Annotated in this window: 22 protein-coding genes; 3 read left to right on the top strand and 19 right to left on the bottom strand. The window is 53.5% G+C overall.

Going from position 1 to position 20853, the window contains the following annotated elements; all coding sequences use genetic code 11:
• Positions 1-27: 27 nt before the first annotated feature.
• From tyrA to ffh, 7 genes are all read right to left on the bottom strand, one after another.
• Positions 28-1167 carry a bifunctional chorismate mutase/prephenate dehydrogenase gene (gene tyrA, locus K0H81_RS14775; RefSeq protein WP_220058817.1) on the bottom strand — a complete coding sequence of 380 codons (1140 nt, stop codon included), beginning with the start codon at positions 1165-1167 and terminating at the stop codon, positions 28-30.
• 14 nt (positions 1168-1181) lie between these two features.
• A complete protein-coding gene (locus tag K0H81_RS14780; RefSeq protein ID WP_220058818.1) occupies positions 1182-2273 on the bottom strand; it encodes a 3-deoxy-7-phosphoheptulonate synthase in 1092 nt (363 codons plus the stop codon).
• A 380-nt stretch (positions 2274-2653) separates the two neighbouring features.
• Entirely contained in the window at positions 2654-3004 is a 351-nt protein-coding gene (gene rplS / locus K0H81_RS14785; protein WP_011864870.1) for a 50S ribosomal protein L19, read from the bottom strand.
• A 34-nt stretch (positions 3005-3038) separates the two neighbouring features.
• Positions 3039-3785 (bottom strand): tRNA (guanosine(37)-N1)-methyltransferase TrmD, encoded by a 747-nt coding sequence (gene trmD / locus K0H81_RS14790; RefSeq protein WP_220058819.1) that lies wholly within the window; start codon positions 3783-3785, stop codon positions 3039-3041.
• Between the two features lie 15 nt (positions 3786-3800).
• Positions 3801-4331 (bottom strand): ribosome maturation factor RimM, encoded by a 531-nt coding sequence (gene rimM, locus K0H81_RS14795; RefSeq protein ID WP_011864868.1) that lies wholly within the window; start codon positions 4329-4331, stop codon positions 3801-3803.
• 20 nt (positions 4332-4351) lie between these two features.
• A complete protein-coding gene (rpsP, locus tag K0H81_RS14800) occupies positions 4352-4603 on the bottom strand; it encodes a 30S ribosomal protein S16 (RefSeq protein ID WP_012154307.1) in 252 nt (83 codons plus the stop codon).
• A 205-nt stretch (positions 4604-4808) separates the two neighbouring features.
• Entirely contained in the window at positions 4809-6182 is a 1374-nt protein-coding gene (ffh, locus tag K0H81_RS14805; protein ID WP_220058820.1) for a signal recognition particle protein, read from the bottom strand.
• 292 nt (positions 6183-6474) lie between these two features.
• Between ffh and K0H81_RS14810 the strand changes: the two genes are divergently transcribed.
• Positions 6475-7263 (top strand): cytochrome C assembly family protein, encoded by a 789-nt coding sequence (locus K0H81_RS14810; protein WP_144201115.1) that lies wholly within the window; start codon positions 6475-6477, stop codon positions 7261-7263.
• Positions 7264-7409: 146 nt separating this feature from the next.
• Entirely contained in the window at positions 7410-8693 is a 1284-nt protein-coding gene (locus K0H81_RS14815) for an HlyC/CorC family transporter (protein ID WP_144201113.1), read from the top strand.
• Positions 8694-8761: 68 nt separating this feature from the next.
• Here the strand turns inward: K0H81_RS14815 and K0H81_RS14820 are convergent, their stop codons facing one another.
• The 12 genes from K0H81_RS14820 to rpoE all read right to left on the bottom strand — a co-directional run bounded on the left by K0H81_RS14820 (position 8762) and on the right by rpoE (position 19032).
• Positions 8762-9304: an Mpo1 family 2-hydroxy fatty acid dioxygenase gene (locus tag K0H81_RS14820; RefSeq protein ID WP_220058821.1), complete on the bottom strand. Its 543-nt coding sequence runs from the start codon at positions 9302-9304 to the stop codon at positions 8762-8764.
• Positions 9305-9570: 266 nt separating this feature from the next.
• Positions 9571-9972 (bottom strand): holo-ACP synthase, encoded by a 402-nt coding sequence (acpS, locus tag K0H81_RS14825; RefSeq protein ID WP_220058822.1) that lies wholly within the window; start codon positions 9970-9972, stop codon positions 9571-9573.
• A 51-nt stretch (positions 9973-10023) separates the two neighbouring features.
• Positions 10024-10761, bottom strand: coding sequence for a pyridoxine 5'-phosphate synthase (gene pdxJ / locus K0H81_RS14830; RefSeq protein WP_220044551.1), 738 nt, complete (start codon positions 10759-10761; stop codon positions 10024-10026).
• A gap of 128 nt (positions 10762-10889) precedes the next feature.
• Positions 10890-11585, bottom strand: a complete 696-nt coding sequence (recO, locus tag K0H81_RS14835; protein ID WP_144201105.1) for a DNA repair protein RecO — start codon at positions 11583-11585, stop codon at positions 10890-10892.
• Between the two features lie 104 nt (positions 11586-11689).
• Positions 11690-12685 (bottom strand): GTPase Era, encoded by a 996-nt coding sequence (era, locus tag K0H81_RS14840; RefSeq protein WP_011864859.1) that lies wholly within the window; start codon positions 12683-12685, stop codon positions 11690-11692.
• Positions 12682-13359, bottom strand: coding sequence for a ribonuclease III (gene rnc / locus K0H81_RS14845; protein WP_220058823.1), 678 nt, complete (start codon positions 13357-13359; stop codon positions 12682-12684). The genes era and rnc overlap by 4 nt, the downstream gene beginning before the upstream one ends.
• Entirely contained in the window at positions 13360-14277 is a 918-nt protein-coding gene (gene lepB / locus K0H81_RS14850) for a signal peptidase I (RefSeq protein WP_220058824.1), read from the bottom strand. It abuts the gene before it with no gap.
• 153 nt (positions 14278-14430) lie between these two features.
• Entirely contained in the window at positions 14431-16221 is a 1791-nt protein-coding gene (gene lepA, locus K0H81_RS14855) for a translation elongation factor 4 (protein ID WP_144201101.1), read from the bottom strand.
• Positions 16222-16329: 108 nt separating this feature from the next.
• The gene (locus K0H81_RS14860; RefSeq protein ID WP_220058825.1) at positions 16330-16806 is read right to left on the bottom strand and encodes a SoxR reducing system RseC family protein; all 477 of its coding nucleotides are present in this window, start codon (positions 16804-16806) and stop codon (positions 16330-16332) included.
• 7 nt (positions 16807-16813) lie between these two features.
• Positions 16814-17746: a MucB/RseB C-terminal domain-containing protein gene (locus K0H81_RS14865; protein ID WP_220058826.1), complete on the bottom strand. Its 933-nt coding sequence runs from the start codon at positions 17744-17746 to the stop codon at positions 16814-16816.
• A 65-nt stretch (positions 17747-17811) separates the two neighbouring features.
• On the bottom strand, positions 17812-18414 hold the full coding sequence (locus tag K0H81_RS14870; protein ID WP_011864853.1) for a sigma-E factor negative regulatory protein: 603 nt from the start codon (positions 18412-18414) through the stop codon (positions 17812-17814).
• Positions 18415-18453: 39 nt separating this feature from the next.
• The gene (gene rpoE / locus K0H81_RS14875) at positions 18454-19032 is read right to left on the bottom strand and encodes an RNA polymerase sigma factor RpoE (protein WP_011864852.1); all 579 of its coding nucleotides are present in this window, start codon (positions 19030-19032) and stop codon (positions 18454-18456) included.
• Between the two features lie 199 nt (positions 19033-19231).
• Here rpoE and nadB point away from each other — a divergent pair, with 199 nt between their 5' ends.
• The gene (nadB, locus tag K0H81_RS14880; RefSeq protein WP_011864851.1) at positions 19232-20845 is read left to right on the top strand and encodes an L-aspartate oxidase; all 1614 of its coding nucleotides are present in this window, start codon (positions 19232-19234) and stop codon (positions 20843-20845) included.
• Positions 20846-20853 lie beyond the last annotated feature (8 nt).

Consider the following 20853-nt stretch of genomic DNA (forward strand, 5'->3'; position numbering starts at 1 on the left):
ACTCGGACGCCGCCAGGGAGCTTTAATCTAGCCTGTCTTCATGTCATTAACCGACTGCAACATGGCCCGGCTTTCGCGCTGGAACTGAGGTGCGAAATCCCCAAACCAGGCCGCCACTTCCTCGAATTCGCGAATGAAACCTTGCCTGTCACCGCGCTTCAGGAGTTCGAGCGCCTGGGCATAGTTATCCAGGTAATCCCCTATTGCGGTCAGGCTCTCCTGCTGGGCGAAGATGATATCGGCATAGAGTTCGGGACTCTGGGCAAACAGGCGCCCGACCATCGCCAGCTCCAGCCGGTAGATGGGCGAGCTGAACTGCAACAGGTTGTCGATATCCGCCGCCTCGCGATAGAGGTTCAGACCGTAGACGAAGGAGGAGAAGTGGCGCATCGCCTGCACCAGCTGCATCGCCTTGTCGTGCTGCTTAGCATCGGCCTCGACTAGGCGAGCGCCCCAGATCCCTATCTGTTCCAGCAACCATTCGTACTGCTCACGGCCGCGGCCATGACACACCACCACCACCTGCTTGGCCAGGCTGCCCACATCTGGGCCGAACATGGGGTGCAGACCTACTACCGGGCCCTGATGGCTGGCGAGCATCGCCTCAAGCGGCTTCTCCTTGATAGAGGTGAGATCGGCCAGGATGCATCTGCTCGGTAGGCTGGTAAGCTTGTCGCGAATCAGCTCACAGGTGATGCTAATGGGTACAGTGACTATCACCATCCCTGCCCCGTCAAATATCGCGTCCGCCTGCTGCCAGTCGTCTTTATCAAGAGATTTCACCTGATAGCCGGACAGACTCAGCATCTGCGCAAACAGGCCGCCTAGCTTGCCCTGACCACCGACGATCACCACATGGCCCAGATCTGTCTTCACCTGCTTGAAGCCGACATCTTTCTCGTTGAGATAGGACTCGCGCATCAAGCGGCGCAGAATATCTTCGATCAGCTGGGGCGAGACATTCATCTTGGCCGCCTCTTCCCGGCGCTTGGCCAACATGGAGGCCTCGCGCTGAGGCGCGTAGATGGGCACACCGGCCGCATGCTTGACCCCGCCCACCTGGGCCACGAGGTCCAGGCGTTTACGTAGCAGATGCAGCAGCTGTTGATCGACGCTGTCGATATGCTCTCTCAGTTTTTCCAGTTCGTTAGTGGTTTTCTCACTCATTTGCGCGTGTTCCATCAGGCATTGACCGCCTTGAGCATAGCAAATCTGCCTGGTAAAACCGATGCCAATTGTGCCGCCCCCTGACGTAGAAGATCTTCCGTGGTCTGCCAGTCGATGCAGGCATCGGTTACCGACACCCCGTAGGCCAACTCACTCATCGGCTTGTCGCTGCTCTGATTGCCTTCGTTCAGATGACTCTCCAGCATGACGCCTATGATCGACTTGTTGCCGTTGGCAATCTGATCAAACACATCCTGACAGACGCTCAGCTGGCGGGTGTGATCTTTACTCGAGTTGCCGTGGCTGCAATCCACCACCAAGCGGGCGTTGAGCTTGGCCGCATGCAGCTGCTGCTCACACTCGGCCACGCTCGAGGCGTCATAGTTAGGAGTCTTGCCGCCGCGCAGGATCACGTGACCATCTGGGTTACCGGCAGTCTGTAGCAGCGCTACCTGACCCGCCTGGTTGATCCCCATAAATCTGTGGCTGCTGGCCGCCGATTGCAGCGCGTTGATCGCCACCCCCAGCTTGCCGTCGGTACCATTCTTGAAGCCCACTGGCATGGAGAGACCGGACGCCATCTCTCTGTGGGTCTGAGATTCTGTGGTGCGCGCGCCGATAGCCGACCAAGTGACCAACTCAGAGATGTATTGCGGGCTGATAGGATCCAGCGCCTCGGTGGCCACCGGCAGTCCCAGCTCCGCCAGCCAGATCATCAACTCGCGCGCCTGACGCAGGCCCTTCTCGACATCGAAAGACTCATCCATATCGGGATCGTTGATCATCCCCTTCCAGCCCACCGTGGTACGTGGCTTCTCAAAGTAGACCCGCATCAGGATGTAGAACTCATCTTTAAGCTCATCGTGTAGCGTCTTGAGGCGCAGCGCGTACTCTTTAGCCGAGGCGATGTCGTGGATAGAACAGGGGCCGCTGACCACCAGCACGCGGTTATCACGCTTATGGACTATATCCGATACGGTGCGGCGCGCATTAAGCACATAGTGATAGGCGGCAGTCGACAGGGGCAGTTGTTGTTTTAACTCTTCCGGGGTCACCAGCACCTTCTCCGAGCTGATGTGAACATTATTAATTGTGTCTTGCTGCATACCTGTCACCAACCTAGTGTGTTTTCTCATACCTAAAACGCAATGCCGTAATGGTGCACCATTACACCTGTGAGCTAACTATGCCTGCTGCATAAATTTAGATCAAGCATAAATTTGCTTTTCAAGAATAATTCACGATCGAAGCGGTAAAAGCCTCATTGAGACCTGGCTGAAAAGAGAGATTTTGCCACTAGAGTGGATTTAACAAGAGAGGTTTAGCCAAGTGGGGTCAGCCAGGCAAGAGAATAGGAAAAGGGAAAATGCACAAGGCTATGCTAAGGATGACAGCGCCCCCATTAGTGAACGCCTAAAAACAAAAACCCGCCATAAGGCGGGTCATTGTGCGAACACTGCATCTTTTTTTACGTTTTAGCGAGTGCTTACTTAGCAAGCTTCTCGCGGATACGTGCAGACTTACCTGAACGCTCACGTAGGTAGTAAAGCTTAGCACGACGAACACGGCCGCGACGCTTAACTTCGATGCTAGAGATGAGCGGGCTGTGAGTTTGGAACGCACGCTCAACACCTTCGCCATTAGAGATCTTACGTACAGTGAATGCAGAGTGCAGACCACGGTTACGCTTAGCGATAACAACACCTTCGAACGCCTGTAGACGCTCTTTACCGCCTTCAACAACACGTACTTTTACAACTACTGTGTCACCTGCACCAAATTCTGGTACGTCTTGCTTCATTTGCTCATCGTTGAGCATTTTAATGATGTTATTCATGAATAAACTCCATACTAGTAATAACTGACCACTTTTACTCGCCTGCTTGGGCGGTATTAACAAACTCGGCTAATAGCTTGGTTTGTTCATCAGTCAGAGCTAGATTTTCAAATAATTCTGGTCGCCGCAGTAAAGTTCTTCCGAGACTCTGCTGCAATCGCCAGCGTCTAATATTTTCGTGGTTGCCGCTAAGCAATACCGCCGGTACATCGATACCATCTAGGCTTTCAGGGCGAGTATAGTGGGGACAATCCAGTAATCCGTCAGAGAAGGAGTCCTGCTCTGCCGACGCTTGTTTACCTAGCACGCCAGGAACCAAACGAGAAACCGAATCGATCAGGGTCATCGCTGGGAGTTCACCGCCCGAGAGCACGTAATCTCCAATCGACCACTCTTCATCCACTTCCGTTTGAATAATGCGTTCATCGATACCTTCGTAGCGACCACACACTAAAATCAAACGCTCAGATTTAGCTAACTCTTCGACGCCCTGCTGTGTCAGCTTACGTCCCTGAGGAGAAAGATAAATCACCTTAGCCTTCTCACCCGCAGCGGCTTTCGCTGCATGGATGGCATCACGTAGAGGCTGCACCATCATCAACATGCCAGGTCCGCCGCCGTAAGGCCTGTCGTCCACTGTTCTATGTTTATCATGGGTGAAATCTCTGGGATTCCACGTTTGCAACTCTAACAAACCGTTACTTACGGCCCGACCCGTTACACCAAAGTCTGTTACGGCACGAAACATCTCTGGAAACAGGGTTACTACCCCTAACCACATCTGCTGCCCCTTGACTTAGAAGTCCGGATCCCAATCCACTAAAATTTGTTTTTCCGCCAGATTCACCTCTAGGATGAACTGCTCGGTAACAAAAGGAATCATACGTTCCGTTTTGCCAAAGCCATCTTTCGCGTTGGCCTTCACAAGCAGCACGTCGTTCGATCCTGTTTCCACGATCTGGTCGACCTTGCCCATCTTGTAGCCTTTAGTATTCACCACCTCACAGCCGATAAGATCACGCCAGTAGAATTCATCTTCCGGCAGTGCCTTCATCGCCTCAGCGGGAATGGCAATCTCACAGTTAGTGAGCATTTGCGCTTGGTCTCGAGTGGTTACGCCTTCAAGGGCGGCGATAATCGCCTTACCTTGGTAGCGCCACTGTGCAACCTTGACTTCGCGCCATTCGCCTTGCTCTTTAATCAACCAAGGTGAATAGTCAAAAATATCTTCGACAGAATCGGTATAGCTAGTGATCTTCAACCAACCTTTAATGCCGTGACTAGCGCCTAATTTGCCTAGTACGACAGGTTCTTGGTGACTACTCATCAATCTATACCTAAACGCTATTAAGCAGCAGCTTTACGAGCGTCTTTGATCAGTTTCGCTACACGATCAGTAGTAGCAGCACCGTTAGCAACCCAGTGTTCTACACGATCAAGATCTAAGCGAAGAGCTTCTTCTTGACCACGAGCAACAGGGTTGAAGAAGCCAACACGTTCGATGAAACGACCGTCACGAGCGTTACGGCTATCAGCAACAACGATGTTATAGAATGGACGCTTTTTTGCGCCGCCTCGAGCTAAACGAATGGTAACCATGCGTCTTTTATCCTCTAATGATTTGCTTCGTTCTGAAGCAAAAATAAAAACTGGAACCCCGTGTTCGCGAAGAGTCCCAGATAGAAAGCCGCACGATTCTACCTGAACCGGCGACAAATGCAACGTTTTTCACGCAAAAATAGCAAGCCCACTAAGGGCTGAAAACCCTTAATGGACTTAGCTAAATCTATACAAAGTCAGACGATTAACGTCCCGGCATCTTCATCCCGGGAGGCAGCATTCCACTCATGCCGCGCATCATCTTTTTCATGCCGCCTTTACCGGACATCTTCTTCATCATCTTCTGCATCTGAGTGAACTGCTTGAGCAGACGATTGACGTCCTGGATCTGGGTACCTGACCCCATGGCGATACGACGCTTACGAGAACCCTTGATGATCTCTGGACGCTTACGCTCGCCTGGGGTCATGGAGTTAATAATAGCCTCCATTTGTCCCGTTAGCTTGCCGTCTTGCACCTGAGCCAGGGCTTCTGGAGGGAGTTGACCGACACCGGGCAGCTTTTCGAGCATGTTCATCATGCCGCCCATGTTCTTCATCTGTTGCAGCTGTTCACGGAAGTCTTCTAGGTCGAAGCTACCACCTTGCTTGACCTTAGAGGCCAGCTTCATCGCCTTCTCTTTGTCGACGCCGCGCTCAACCTCTTCGATCAAGGAAAGCACATCGCCCATACCCAGAATGCGCGAGGCAACACGGTCCGGATGGAAAGGCTCGAGCGCATCTGTCTTCTCGCCCACACCCAGGAACTTAATCGGCTTGCCGGTAATATGGCGAATCGACAGCGCCGCACCACCGCGAGCGTCACCGTCGACCTTAGTCAGTACCACGCCGGTCAGCGGCAAGGCTTCGTTGAAGGCCTTGGCGGTGTTAGCCGCATCCTGACCTGTCATGGCATCGACCACAAACAGGGTTTCTACCGGTTTGACCGCGGCGTGTAGCGCCTTGATCTCGTCCATCATGCTCTCGTCGACGTGCAGACGACCCGCGGTATCGACGATCACCACATCGATAAACTTGAGCTTGGCATGAGCCATGGCCGCATCGACGATGTCGATAGGCTTCTGCGAAACATCCGATGGGAAGAACTCGACCTCGACCTCATTGGCCAAGGTTTCCAGCTGCTTGATCGCCGCCGGACGATAGACGTCGGCGCTGACCACCAATACAGATTTCTTCTGTCTTTCACGCAGGAACTTAGACAGCTTGGCGACACTTGTGGTCTTACCCGCACCTTGCAGACCGGCCATCATGATCACCGCTGGCGGCTGCGCCGAGAGGTTTAGCGCCTCGTTGGCTTCGCCCATGGCATTTTCGAGCTCACTCTGGACGATCTTAATGAAGGCCTGGCCTGGACTCAGGCTCTTGGTGACCTCTTGGCCTACGGCGCGCTCTTTAACGCTATTAACAAAGGCGCGTACAACGGGCAAGGCGACGTCGGCTTCCAGCAGCGCCATGCGCACTTCGCGTAACGTTTCTTTAATATTGTCTTCTGTAAGGCGACCACGACCACTAATATTTTTCAGGGTGCGTGATAATCTGTCGGTGAGGTTCTCAAACATTATCGCGTTCTTTACCGTTTAGAATTTACATGGTTGGGGCAGTATTATAGCGATGCGCAGATATTATGCTACCGCGCAGCGTAAGTTATGGCTTAGGCAAGTTAGCTGCTGTAGGGTAAAAATGTCAAAACTTAGGAGTAACGCTCAGAAAGTGCTAATTTTTGTGTGTAAAGCCTCTGCCCAAAATAGCATCCATCGTGTTATTCTAACGATCAACTAAGGATAAAAACTCGACCGCCTCGCGCTGGTCGATGACCACAAGAAAGCTCACATAACGATAGGTTAATTTTCGATGGTGATTTTTTCGGCTTCAGCCATTTTCTTCTACAGTATCGCACTCGTCTTGGTCGTCAGCCGACTGTTTCATGCCGATGGTCCAAACCGTAAAGCCGTAGCCGCCTTCGCCGCCGTGGCCGTGGTGCTTCATGCCGCCGCCCTGTCTCAGGCCATCTTCACCGGTGACGGTCAAAACTTTAGCCTGACCAATGTGATCTCCATGGTGAACTGGATCATCTCCTTCACCTTCACCATCTTGATGTTCCGCCTCAAGGTGATCGTGGTCGTGCCTGTGGTCTACGCCTGCTCCGTCATCTCTGTGGCCCTATTGTGGCTATTACCGCCTAAATATATCACCCACTTCGAGCTTTACCCCGAGGTGTTAGCCCACGTGGTGCTGTCGCTGATGGCCTACAGCGCCCTGATGATCGCCGCGCTTTATGCCATCCAACTGGCGATGATTCAAAACAAGCTGAAGAAAAAGCAGCTGATGCTGAGCCCGGCGATACCGCCGCTGATGACGGTAGAGAAGCAGCTCTATCATCTGGTGATCATCGGCGTGGTGCTCTTGAGTCTGTCGCTGGCGACCGGCTTTATCTTCCTCGATGATATGTTTGCCGACGGCCAAGGCCACAAGGCGATCCTCTCTATCATGGCTTGGTTTACCTATATCGCCATGCTGGCACAGCAGTACTGGGTAGGTTGTAAGATCCGCACCGCCGTGGCCTACACCCTGACTGGCGCAACCCTGCTGTCACTGGCCTACTTCGGCGCCCGCATCGTCAAAGAGTTGATCCTGCAATAGGCCTGACACCCTAAATTCCGCTCAATTCACCTAGGTCAAGATGGACGAAAGTGCGACCTAGGTGAACTTGACTCACAGCCCAAATCGCTGTATTTACTTAATCTTAACGCTATTCTTACTCATCAACGCCAAAGTGGGGCCACTGATTGGAAGCTATATCCACCAGCGTACTTGTCATCATCCTGTTCGTACTCATCATCATCTCCGCCTATTTCTCCGGCTCAGAAACCGCCATGATGTCGCTCAATCGCTATCGCTTGCGTCATCTGGCCAACAATGGCCATAAGGGTGCGAAACGCGCCATTAGATTGCTAGAGCGCCCAGACAGACTGATCGGCTTGATTCTGATTGGCAACAACCTGGTGAACATCCTCGCCTCGGCCATCGCCACCATATTGGGGATTCGCTTGTTTGGTGATGTTGGGGTGGCCATCGCCACGGGTGTGCTCACTCTGGTGGTATTAGTCTTTGCCGAGGTGACGCCAAAAACTGTGGCCGCCCTGCACCCTGAGCGTATCGCATTTCCGTCCAGCGTACTGCTCAAAGCCCTGTTGGTGGTGCTCTCCCCCCTGGTGAAGATAGTTAACTTTATCACCTCTACCTTCCTGCGCCTGCTGGGCATCCGCTCGGTGAAGGCCGATGACGCCTTGAGTCAGGAGGAGCTGCGCACAGTTGTGCACGAGGCCGGCGCCCTGATCCCCCAGCGCCACCAGGAGATGCTGCTCTCTATCATGGATCTGGAAAAGGTCACGGTCGAAGACATCATGATACCGCGATCGGATCTCTACGCCATCAACGTTAACGACGACTTTAGCCGCATCAATAAGCAGGTGATTCAGAGCCCGCACACCCGGGTTTTGCTCTACCGGGATAACATAGACGATGCCGTCGGCTTTGTTCACCTAAGAGATGCCCTGCGCCTGCAATCCAAACAGCAGTTTAGTAAGTCATCCCTGCTGCGGGCGGTAAAAGAGATCTACTTCATCCCCGAGGGGACTCCCCTCAACGTGCAGCTGGCGAACTTCCAGCAGAACAAGGAACGTATCGGCTTAGTAGTAGACGAGTATGGGGATATTCAGGGGTTGGTAACGCTGGAAGATATTCTCGAGGAGATAGTCGGCGACTTTACCACCTCTATGATCACCACGCCTAGCGAAGATATCAACCAGCAGCAAGATGGCAGCTTCCTCATCGACGCCACCATCAACATCCGCGATCTCAACAAGGAGATGGACTGGCACTTCCCCATCGATGGACCTAAGACGCTCAACGGTCTGATCCTTGAGTATCTCGAGGAGATCCCCGAGCCTAACACCTCGATGCGTCTCTCAGGCTACCCGCTTGAGGTAGTCGAGGTGGCCGACAACATGGTGAAGACGGTGCGGGTCATGCCCCAGCACTACAAGGCGCCCAAGGGCAGTCGCAACTAGTTCTCACCATGGCTCAAAAAAGGCGCTCTAAGGCGCCTTTTTGTTATCCTATATCGACCACTCATTCACTAGCTCTCAGTCTTAGTCGCATGGGTCAGGGCCCGGCGCTTATCTCTCGCCAGCGGGGTGATCGCCTCGTCTAAGTCGCGCTCTAGTCCAAGCATGAAGTAAAGCTCGGCCATCAGGAAAAAGGGGCCGATCAACAGCTGGTTAAGATCGTCGATAAAGGCCGGTTTAGCCTTCTCATACTTGTGGCCGATCAGCTGGAAGATCCAGCCAATCACGAACACGCCGATGGCGATGGGCCAGGCCTGTTCCATCCGCGATACCAAGAAGGAGGTGTAAAGCACGGGCAGGATAAATAGCACCAGCCCCAGCGCCAGTTTGGCATGCAGCGCAAAGTAATAGAGCAAGACACCGCAGGCAAACAGCACAGCTACGTTCAGCTCCAGCCCTATAGAATCGAAGCTATACAGGCTAAAGGGGATGGTGTTTAACATCACGAAGGCCGACCAGATGATCAGCGGGATACCGACAAAGTGGGTCTTGATGTTAGTGGGGTTGAGGTGAACACTCTTGTAGGTGGATAACTGCTCGATCGCAGATTTCATGGCTCGGCTCCATCGTCTTTTTATCTTGCGAGACCAAAGCCAGCCCTATCTTGGCAACCGCCATTAAGGTAATTAGGCTAAGTTTGACGCTCGTCTCAGTTAGCCTAACCTAAAACATTTTATTAACAGATGCCAGTGCGATGCGTCGACACAAGGCGCCGAAAACGAAATTAAAACAGCCTGTATTTCTGAACCTTAGCGCAGATGGGACTAATGCACAGTCAGTTAAACAGCAGCTGCATTACCCCATCTATCAAGGCCAATAGCTAGTTTGACTCGAGGATCACGGTCGCCGTGGCATAGTGTTTCTCATCGGCGATGGAGAGATGGGCACGGCAGCCGCCCAACAGACTCAGCCGCTCGGCCGCACCGCCTTGAAAGGCGATAAGCGGCGCACCGTTAGCATCGTTACTGATCTCGATATGCTGGAAGGAGACACCGCGTCCAATGCCGGTACCCAGTGCCTTGGCGGCCGCCTCTTTGGCGGCAAAACGCTTCGCCAAATAGCGACCGGGTTGGGAGGAAGCCAAGAATATTGCCATCTCGGTTTGGGTCAACACACGCTTGGCCAGCGGACACTTGGCTAGCGCCTCTTCATCTCCCGCCGCAGGCACCTTGTCGGCGACGCGCGCGATCTCGACAATATCAGTCCCTAAACCAACAATCATACGCTCTTCCCTACCCGCCACGACATGATATCAACCCCGATGCTCAGACGACTACTGACCGCTGCGACCTTCGACCATCAGCTGTTTCATGTCACGCACAGCCTTATCCAAACCGTCGATCGCGGCGCGGGCGATGATGGCATGACCGATATTAAGCTCATAAAGCTCAGGAATGGCCGCGATAGGCTTCACATTGTGATAATGAAGACCATGGCCCGCGTTGACCACCAGCCCCTTACCGTGGGCGTAGGTTGCCATCTCGGTAATGCGTGCCAGCTCCTTGGCTTGCTCTGCATCTGTCTCGGCGTCGGCATAACAGCCTGTGTGTAGCTCGATAACCGGCGCGCCTACGGCGACGGTGGCGTCGATCTGCACAGGGTCGGCATCGATAAACAGCGACACCTTGATACCCAGGGCTGTTAAACGCTCGACCGCGGCGCGGATCTTATCCTGCTGGCCCGCCACATCCAGGCCGCCTTCTGTGGTCAGCTCTTCACGCTTCTCAGGTACCAAACAGACATAGGCTGGCTTCACCTCACAGGCGATATCCAGCATCTCGTCGGTCACCGCCATCTCGAAGTTCATACGCGTCTTGATGGTCTTGGCCAGCAGGTAGATGTCTCTGTCGCAGATATGACGTCTGTCTTCACGCAGATGCACGGTAATACCTTCGGCGCCGGCATGCTCGGCAACGGCTGCAGCGTGGACAGGATCCGGGTAACTGGTCCCACGGGCCTGACGTAAGGTGGCAATGTGATCGATATTAACGCCTAGATGAATACGGCTCATGGAAAGTCCTTAAGTGTAGAGTGTCGCGATTGGAATTTTGTGCCTATTTTACTAAAGCTTAAGGGAAGGCCACAAGGGAAACACCCGATGAATGTGCGCAACTCTCTACTGCGAACATGGATGGGGAGCTACTTGCTGTAACTCGATGGCCTGTTGCCCTTTAAAAACAGCGCCCGCGACTTAAGCGGCTTGTCCCCCAGCAGCGGCGACAGTAACTGCCTCATCAGCAGCTTAGCCTGTTTAAAGTCGGCCTCTGCCAGCCTGTCTTCCTCCAGGGCGCGCAGCATCTCGCCGCTAAAATGGTTTGGCTTGGGGCCGAGCGCCGTACTAAAGCCCTCTTCGGACAACAGGCGATAGTAGAAATCGGTCTCTATAGGACTACCTTCGATATCCAGATTCAGCGATGGCATCACCCCAAGCTCCTTGAGCAGCGAAAGCTCAAACTGTCTGAGCTGCGCCTCGCTAAAGGCGGCGGCCATGGCCATCAGCGTCTTGTGATAGGTAAAGAAGAACTGCTCGGCGCCATGCTCTACTGACAAGCAGCGCACTAACAGCTCGTTAAGATAGAGGCCAGCAAAGCTATCGCTGCCGCTCAGGGGCACAGCCGGGCTGGCGGCCTCTACCTGATACAGGCTCTTGAGGCTGCTTCGTCCCGATAGCTGAAACAACAAAGGCTGAAAGGGTTGCAGTATGCTCTTTATCGAGGTCTTGCCACTGCCCAGGCGCGCGACGGCATCTACCCTGCCCAGACCGTCGACCAACAGATTGACCAGCACGCTCGACTCCCGATAGGGACGGGTGTGCAGTACATATCCCCTGTGCATTGCCCTATTCCTTAATCCCTGCTTACCAAAAACAATGCCGACAAAAAAGCCGAGACAACCACAACGTTAGCGTGACTATCTCGGCTTAACATTAATCTGTCGACTTAGCTCTCGCCGTAGCCTAATGAGCGCAGGGCGCGCTCATCGTCGGCCCAGCCAGACTTAACCTTGACCCAGACCTCGAGGAAGACCTTGTTATCGAACAGGACCTCCATATCTTGACGGGCTTGGGTGGCAATGGTGCGTATACGTTCACCCTTGTTGCCGATCACCATACGCTTCTGGGTCTCGCGCTCCACCAGGATCAAGGCATTGATCTGATAGACGCCGTTTTCCATCATCTTAAACTGCTCTATCTCTACCGTGGCATCGTAGGGCAGCTCGTCGCCGAGGAAACGCATCAGCTTTTCGCGCACTATCTCAGAGGCCATAAACTTCTGAGAACGGTCGGTGACATAATCCTCGGGGAAGTAGTGCGGAGACTCAGGTACCGACTCTAAGGCCAGCTCCATGATGCGCTGCACATTGGTGCCATGGGTTGCCGAGATAGGCAAGATCTCATCAAATTCAAACTTGGCCGCCAGGGTCTGCAGATGCGGGAACAGCGCCTCTTTGTCCTTGATGTTATCCACCTTGTTGATGGCCAGAATCGTCTTGCGGCCATCGTCACGGTTATGAAGCTTCTTCAGCACCATCTCATCGTCGGCGGTCCAGTTAAGACCATCGACCACGAATACCACCAGGCTAACCTCGGCCAAAGAGCTGGACGCCGCGCGGTTCATCAGACGGTTGATGGCGCGCTTCTCTTCAATATGCAGACCTGGGGTATCGATAAACACCACCTGACGCGGGCCATCGGTATGAATGCCCATGATGCGGTGACGCGTGGTCTGCGGCTTCTTAGAGGTGATAGAGATCTTCTGACCCAGTAGCTTATTCAGCAGGGTCGACTTGCCGACGTTAGGGCGGCCGACGATGGCCACCATGCCGCAATAGGTCACCTCATATTGGCTACCACTGCGGCCGCTGTTCATCCTCGCCAGCAGCTCGTCTAGACTCGGCTCTTGTGCGCCTTCAGGCTGCTCGGGTTTGTTACTCATTTCTTAATACGCTCCAACACTTCTGCTGCGGCAATCTGCTCCGCCTTTCTACGGGAATTGGCCACGCCGATAACGGCTTCTTTTAGCTGCTCCACCTTACACTCCACGGTGAAGGTTTGCGCATGGGCTTCGCCGCTGATGTTCACCACTGTATAGACGGGAAGCGGCTGCTTAAATCCCTGCAGGTGCTCCTGCAGCAGGGTCTTGGGATCTTTCTGATTGACTGGCTCGATCACCGCAAGGCGGCTCTTATACCAGTTTAGTACTAAAGTACGACAGGTCTCGATATCGGCATCCAGATAGATGGCGCCTATGATCGCCTCCATGGCATCGGCCAAGATAGACTCACGGCGAAAGCCACCGCTCTTGAGCTCACCAGGGCCCAGCTTGAGGTAATCGCCGAGCTTAAACTCCTTGGCGATCTCCGCCAGCATCTTACCGCATACGAGCGTCGCGCGCATCCGGCTCAGGTCACCCTCGGTCGCCTTGGGAAACTGATGATACAAGGCGTCAGAGATGACGATAGAGAGAATAGAGTCGCCTAAAAACTCCAGTCTTTCGTTATGCTTGCTCGCCGCACTGCGGTGGGTTAACGCCTGGTCCAGCAGTGCGATCTGCTGAAATTGATAACCTAATATTCTACCCAAACGCGGTAGATTCTTAATGGGTTCCATCTACACAATTCCGCCTACACGGTTAAAGCGTACGCCTGTCGGTACCCAAGTTGGTAAAAAGTCCGACGGCTTGCGCTCAAATTCAAAACTAATCCAGATCGCAACCGCCTTGCCGACCAGGTTGGCCTCGGGCACGAAGCCCCAGAAGCGTGAGTCTGTGCTATTGTCGCGGTTGTCACCCATCATGAAATACTGACCTTCAGGCACGACAAACTCACCCACCGCCAAATTCCCCTCGCGGAAATAGTAAGAGGTCGGCTCGCCGCGTCCTGGGTTAATCAGGATATCGTGGGTCACATCGCCCAGCTGCTCCTTGTAACGCAGCAGCGGGATATTATCCTGGGTAAATTCGCCCTGATTGACACCGGCGCGCTCTATCTTCTCTAGCTTAGGACACTCGCTCTGTCCCTCTGGGCAGGCTTTTTGAATATAGAGGTCCTTGTTGCGATAGACGATGCGATCCCCCGGCAGGCCGATGACTCGCTTGATGTAGTCGATCTGCGGGTTTTCTGGGTATTTAAATACCGCCACGTCGCCGCGCTGTGGCTTGCCTGTTTCGATAAGCTTGCTACGCCACACAGGATCTTTCAGCCCATAACTAAACTTCTCTACCAGGATGAAGTCGCCCACCAGCAAGGTTGGCATCATAGATCCTGAAGGAATCTGAAAAGGCTCGTAGATAAAAGAGCGTAGGATCAACACGAAAGCGATAACCGGAAAAATAGAACGCGAGGTCTCCACTATGGCAGACTCACGCACGATTTTTTCGGCGCTCTCTTCGCTAATCTCCTGGTTGGCCGCCTGAGCCATGGCCAGCTTCTGCTGACGCTTGGGGGCTAAGACTAAGGCATCGAACATCCAGATCAGGCCGCTGCCTAGGGTCACCAAGACCAGGATAAGGGAAAAATAAGCCGCCATACGCTAACTAACTCCTGAAAAATGCTCCAGCAAAATAAGGGGGATATCGCCTGCCTAGCAGGCCATTAGCCCATTTATACTGTAACAAACAAAGCGCCGCAAACCGCGGCGCTCATTATCAATCACTATTAACAATTATTAACTAAAAAGTGATTACTCATTGATCTTCAGCACGGCGAGGAAGGCCTCTTGCGGGACTTCGACGTTACCCACCTGCTTCATGCGCTTCTTACCCTCTTTCTGCTTCTGCAGCAGCTTCTTCTTACGGGAGACGTCGCCGCCGTAACACTTAGCGGTTACGTCTTTACGCAGGGCCTTGACCGATGAACGGGCGATGATCTGGCTGCCGACGGCCGCCTGAATCGCAATATCGAACATCTGTCTTGGGATCAGTTCCTTCATCTTGTTCACCAAGGCCAGGCCTTGATAACGCACGTTCGCCTTGTGAAGGATCATCGCCAGGGCATCGACGCGATCGCCATTGATCAGTACGTCCAGACGCACCATGTCCGCCGGCTCGAAGCGTTTGAAGTTATATTCCAGCGATGCATAACCGCGACTGGTCGACTTCAAGCGGTCGAAGAAGTCCATCACCACCTCGGCCATCGGCATATCATAGGTGATCGCCACCTGGTTGCCGTGGTAGACCATGTTGGTCTGCACGCCGCGCTTCTCGATACACAGGGTGATCACGTTACCCAGGTACTCTTTTGGTACCAGGATGTTGGTCTCAACGATAGGCTCACGCATCTCTTCGATGTTGTTCATCGGCGGAAGATCCGATGGGTTATCGACGTAGATGGTCTCGCCCTTGGTGGTCACCACCTCGTAGACTACGGTCGGCGCCGTGGTGATCAGATCCAAGTTATATTCGCGCTCGAGACGCTCCTGAATGATCTCCATGTGCAGCAGACCCAGGTAACCGATACGGAAACCAAAGCCCAGTGCCGATGAGGTTTCCGGCTCGAAGAAGAGTGAGGCATCGTTCAGGCTCAGCTTGTTGAGCGCGTCACGGAAGTTCTCATAGTCGTCGGTCGAGATAGGGAATACACCGGCATAAACCTGCGGCTTCACCTTCTTAAAACCAGGCAACGGCTTGTCGGCGCCATTCTTGGCCAGCGTCAAAGTATCACCCACAGGCGCGCCGTGAATCTCTTTGATGCCCGCAATCACGAAGCCTACTTCACCTGTACTCAGCTGAGCCGTGTCTGTCTGCTTAGGCGTGAAGATACCGACGCGATCGGCCGTATGGGTCTGGCCGGTCGACATCACCTTGAACTTGTCACCCTTCTTGAGCACACCATTCTTGATACGCACCAAGGAAACGACGCCCAGGTAGCTGTCGAACCAAGAATCGATGATCAACGCCTGCAGCGGCGCTTCAGGGTCACCTTCTGGTGGCGGGATCTGCGCAACGATAGTTTCCAGTACGTCGCTGATACCTAAACCTGTCTTGGCCGAGCAGCGCACCGCATCGGCGGCCTCAATACCCACGATATCCTCGATCTCCTCGGCGACACGCTCTGGGTCAGCCTGGGGAAGGTCTATCTTATTCAGTACAGGCACCACGTCCAGATCCATGTCCAGCGCGGTATAGCAGTTTGCCAGGGTCTGAGCCTCAACGCCTTGACCGGCATCGACCACCAAGAGGGCACCTTCACAGGCAGCCAGCGAGCGTGATACTTCATAGGAGAAATCCACGTGACCAGGGGTATCGATGAAGTTCAGCTGGTAGGTTTCACCATCTTTAGCTTTGTAATCGAGAGTCACACTCTGGGCTTTAATGGTAATGCCGCGCTCACGCTCGAGATCCATTGAGTCCAATACCTGCGCCGCCATCTCACGGTCAGACAGGCCGCCGCACTCTTGAATAAGACGGTCAGAAAGGGTTGATTTGCCGTGGTCAATATGGGCAATAATCGAAAAGTTTCTAATATGCTTCATTGTGCGAAATGACTAAACTCGAAATTGAAATTGATCTAAAAGTGCCGAATTGTACCCGATCGCTAAACTAATACCAATTGGAATCCATCGGACAAGGAAAATAATAGACTAGTTGGCAGGGGAAATGCCGTCTATGGCCCGGCCAAGGCGGGAGAGGATCACCGGCTGGCTGTTGATCTCCAGCGATTTTGCCCAGCGCCGCCCCAGCCACCAGGCACTTGCCGCGCCGCTCAGACCAAGGGCGATAGTCAGCAGATCGCTGCTCACGAGTCCTGCCAGACCAGCGAGGAAATGTCCCAAGGTGGCACCAATAAAAAGGCCCGCCAGCGGCATAAGGTAGACGATGGCGGCCGCCTTTAAGATCACACTCTCAGGCAGGCCAAGCTTTAACAGTTCACCGGGTTCATACTGGGTGTCGCTAGGCAGCGAGAAGCGCTGCACCTTGGGCGAGAACGCCTTAGACACGGCAGAGGTGCCACAGGTGTCATTGTTATCGCAATGATTACAGGCATTTTTAACTTTCACTTCTACCGTGACCCAGCCATCGCCCGGGCACCTGATCACTGTGGCGGTTTCTTCCATCATAGCGGGATCACTCTATGGTGATGCTTTTGGCGATGCGGCTGAGTGTCTCGGCCGGCACCTTGCCCACGGCAACCACCTCAGCATTGCCCACACGCTCGGCGGCCAAAGAGAGACCGTTGCGTGTCATCAGCTCGTCAGGCAGCGCCGTCTCGCCGGCTCTGGCCACATACACAGAGATGTTCACCAGGCCATCGCTCAGGGCGATATACTCGACCGACTCGTGGCTGCCGATGAGCCTGTGATTATCCTTGACCAAGATCTTAAAACCTTGCGGTAACCATTTGAACTGCCAGTTGTCAGCCTGCTCACGCTGGGGCTGAGGCATGATCTCGGGCCAATCCTGCTTATAGGCTTCGCGCAGAATCGCCGGCGCATCGTCAAGAACAATCAACTCAACCACCAGCACCTGCTCCAGCAGCTGCTTCTCTAGGTTCAGCATGTCGTAACGCAGCGGCAGATAGGTATCCATATCCAGCCATACCTGATAGCTATAGCGATTGTCATCGTTGGGGATAATCCGCACTAACTGGCTGGGACGCCCGGCCAGACGCGAACGTCCACCCAGGACAAACTGATAACCCGACTCTAGATCAGAGATAACGCCGGCAAACGCAGGTGGCAATACGCCTTGAATACGCTCGGCGCGCACGCTGTAGGCAGGTTGGTCATGTTCGATAAAGGTAACTGTATTGCCCACGCGCACGGCATTTTTCGGCGGGCCATTGAGGTGCTCGAGAAAAGCGACTTCTTGGTCTTCGACCTTGCCGTGAAGATAAACCAGGGGGCGTATGTGATCCGCTTGCAGATGGATCAGGGACATCTTGAATTCTTGCCCTTTCAAGGCGAGGCTCATATTTTCGAGCCAAGCCTTAGCGGACAACTCTTCCTGCGCACTGGCAGGGAAGACGAGGACTAACAGGGCCAACCAAATAAGACGCAAGCTAACTCCTTAATAATACCAATCGACACAAAGAGTATAGTCAGTGTGACCAGTATAAATAGCTTTTAGTGATTCACCGGGATAGGCGTAAGCTCACCATTGTCGTCTATATTGGCACTGTTATTCAATCTTTGCTGCAGCATATGATCTTGAATATAGGTGTTGATGCGATGACGCTGCTCCATCACACGCTCATTGGTATAACTTTGATTCTGTTGTACCGGGCCAGTCTGTAGGCTCACAGGCGACGCGCTGCCAATCAGCGGACGGGTATTGAGCACTGGCATAGGAGCATCTTCGACGCCACCCTGATTATAATTCTGCACGCCGATCACGGCGACCAAGGCGACGCTGGCGGCGATGGCATATTGACCAAACTGCTTAAACAGCGGAACCACACTCGCAAGTTGACGTTGAGGCGCCACCTCAGGCGTTTCGACACGCTTAGGCACAAGGATACTAGGCTCAAGCTCAATCGCTGCGGCAATGTTGGCACTGAGATCGAGATTGATCGCAGCGGGCAACTCACCACGCATAGCATCACCTATCATGTGATAATCACGCCACTTCTCATGTGAATCCGTATCGGCGGCGAGTTGCGCCAACTCCTGCTCGTCGATTTCACCATCAACGGCAGCGGAAACCCATTCCTGACCTAACTTATCCATTTATCACCCATATAAATTTAGTGTATCGAATAAAATGCTTCATCGTTCCAGCAAAGGCTGCAACTTCTTGTCGATGGCTTCACGCGCCCTAAAGATACGTGAACGCACTGTGCCCACTGGACACTCCATCACATTGGCAATCTCTTCATAACTCATGCCATCGAGCTCACGCAGAGAGATAGCCATCTTCAATTCTTCCGGCAAGGTATCGAGCGTATCGAAGACCACTTTCTGAATCTCATCTGACAACATGAGACGCTCAGGGGAGGCAAACTCCTTTAGCGCATCACTGCCGTCGTAATATTCGGCCTCTTCCGCATCGACATCGTTGGCAGGCGCTCGCCTACCCTGTGCCACTAAATGATTTTTCGCAGTATTGACTGCGATGCGATACAACCAAGTATAAAACGCACTCTCACCCCTAAAGTTAGGCAACGCACGATAAGCTTTGATAAAGGCTTCCTGTGCCACATCTGCCACGTCGGCCTGATTACGCACATAACGGGCAATCAGATTAATCACTTTGCTCTGGTATTTATGTACCAGCAGGTTAAAAGCGTTTTTATCTCCTTGTTGCACTCGCTCAACGAGTTGTTGATCACTTATCTGTCCACTCATCCGAGCCGACTACTCCTAAATCTAAAATGCTGATTTCTCAGTCGCTCGAATCATATTCACATATGTAGACTAGCCCACATCGAAAAAGTTCTAAAAAAAATTGCGATATCCACATTTATTTTCTACGGCGAGATCAGTATCCATAAATGGCGTCTTGGTTTACCATAGACAATACTCGCATAACTTACCATGATACCTGATGAAACAAGTAGTTGAACATCAATCTGACGTTTTGGTTATCGGCAGCGGGGCTGCTGGTCTGACTTTAGCGCTACATCTGGCTGAAAAATCAAACGTTATCTTACTCTCAAAAGGCCCACTCAGCGAAGGCTCAACCTACTACGCCCAGGGCGGTATCGCGTCAGTGTTCGATGAAGAGGATACCATCGAATCTCACGTCACCGATACCTTGATCGCCGGGGCCGGGTTATGCGATGAAGAAGTTGTGACCTTTACCGCCGAAAACGCCAAGAGCGCCATGGAGTGGTTGATTCACTGCGGCGTCGCCTTCGATAAAGAAGAAACCGCCGACGGCGATGAAAGCAAGGCGCCCTATCATCTGACCCGCGAAGGTGGCCATAGCCACAGACGCATCCTGCACGCGGCCGATGCCACGGGTAAAGAGGTGCAGGTGACGCTACAGGAGCGTGCCCTGAGTCACCCCAACATCAAGGTACTGGAGCGCTACAACGCCATCGACCTTATCACCACACGTAAGCTCAAGCGCCCGGGCAACCGCGTCCTCGGCGCCTATGTGTGGAACCGTAACGAAGAGCATGTTGAAACCGTTAAGGCTCGCTTCGTCGCACTGGCCACAGGTGGCAGCTCTAAGGTGTACCAATATACCTCTAACCCAGATATCGCCTCGGGCGATGGCATCGCCATGGCCTGGCGCTCGGGCTGCCGGGTGGCCAACATGGAGTTCAACCAGTTCCACCCCACCTGTCTATACCACGCCGATGCCCGCAACTTTTTGTTGACCGAGGCACTGCGCGGTGAAGGCGCCTACCTTAAGCGTCCCGATGGCAGCCGCTTCATGCCGGACTTCGACGAGCGCGGCGAGCTCGCGCCTCGCGACATCGTTGCACGCGCCATCGACTATGAGATGAAACGCTTAGGTGTCGACTGTGTCTACCTAGATATCAGCCACAAGCCGGCCGACTTTGTCATCAAGCACTTCCCCACTATCTATAGACGCTGTCTGGAACTGGGCATAGATATCACCAAAGATGCTATCCCTGTGGTACCGGCAGCCCACTATACCTGCGGCGGCGTGATGACAGACCTGCATGGTCAGACAGATCTCAATGGGCTCTACGCCATCGGCGAAGTGGCCTATACCGGTCTGCACGGCGCGAACCGTCTGGCCAGCAACTCGCTGCTTGAGTGTCTGGTGTTTGCCCGCGCGGCAGCCGAAGATATCGAGAGCCAGCTGGCCAAGATCCCTATGCCGGGTACCCTGCCCGCCTGGGATGAGAGTAAGGTATCGAACTCGGATGAAGAGGTAGTGATCGCCCACAACTGGCACGAGCTACGTCTGTTCATGTGGGACTATGTGGGGATTGTGCGTTCAGACAAGCGCCTCGAACGCGCCCTGCGCCGCTGCGCCATGCTGCAGCAGGAGATCCAGGAGTACTACAGCAACTTCCGCGTGAGTAACAACTTACTCGAGCTGCGTAACCTGGTCCAGGTCGCTGAGCTGATCATCCGCTGCGCCATGGAGCGTAAGGAAAGCCGCGGCCTACATTACAATATCGACCATCCCAACAAGAGTAATAATCCGCTACCAACCATATTGCATCCAGAGCAATAGCGGTAAGG

Origin of the sequence: Shewanella halotolerans (assembly GCF_019457535.1) — a bacterium.
Taxonomy (GTDB): Bacteria; Pseudomonadota; Gammaproteobacteria; order Enterobacterales; family Shewanellaceae; genus Shewanella; species Shewanella halotolerans.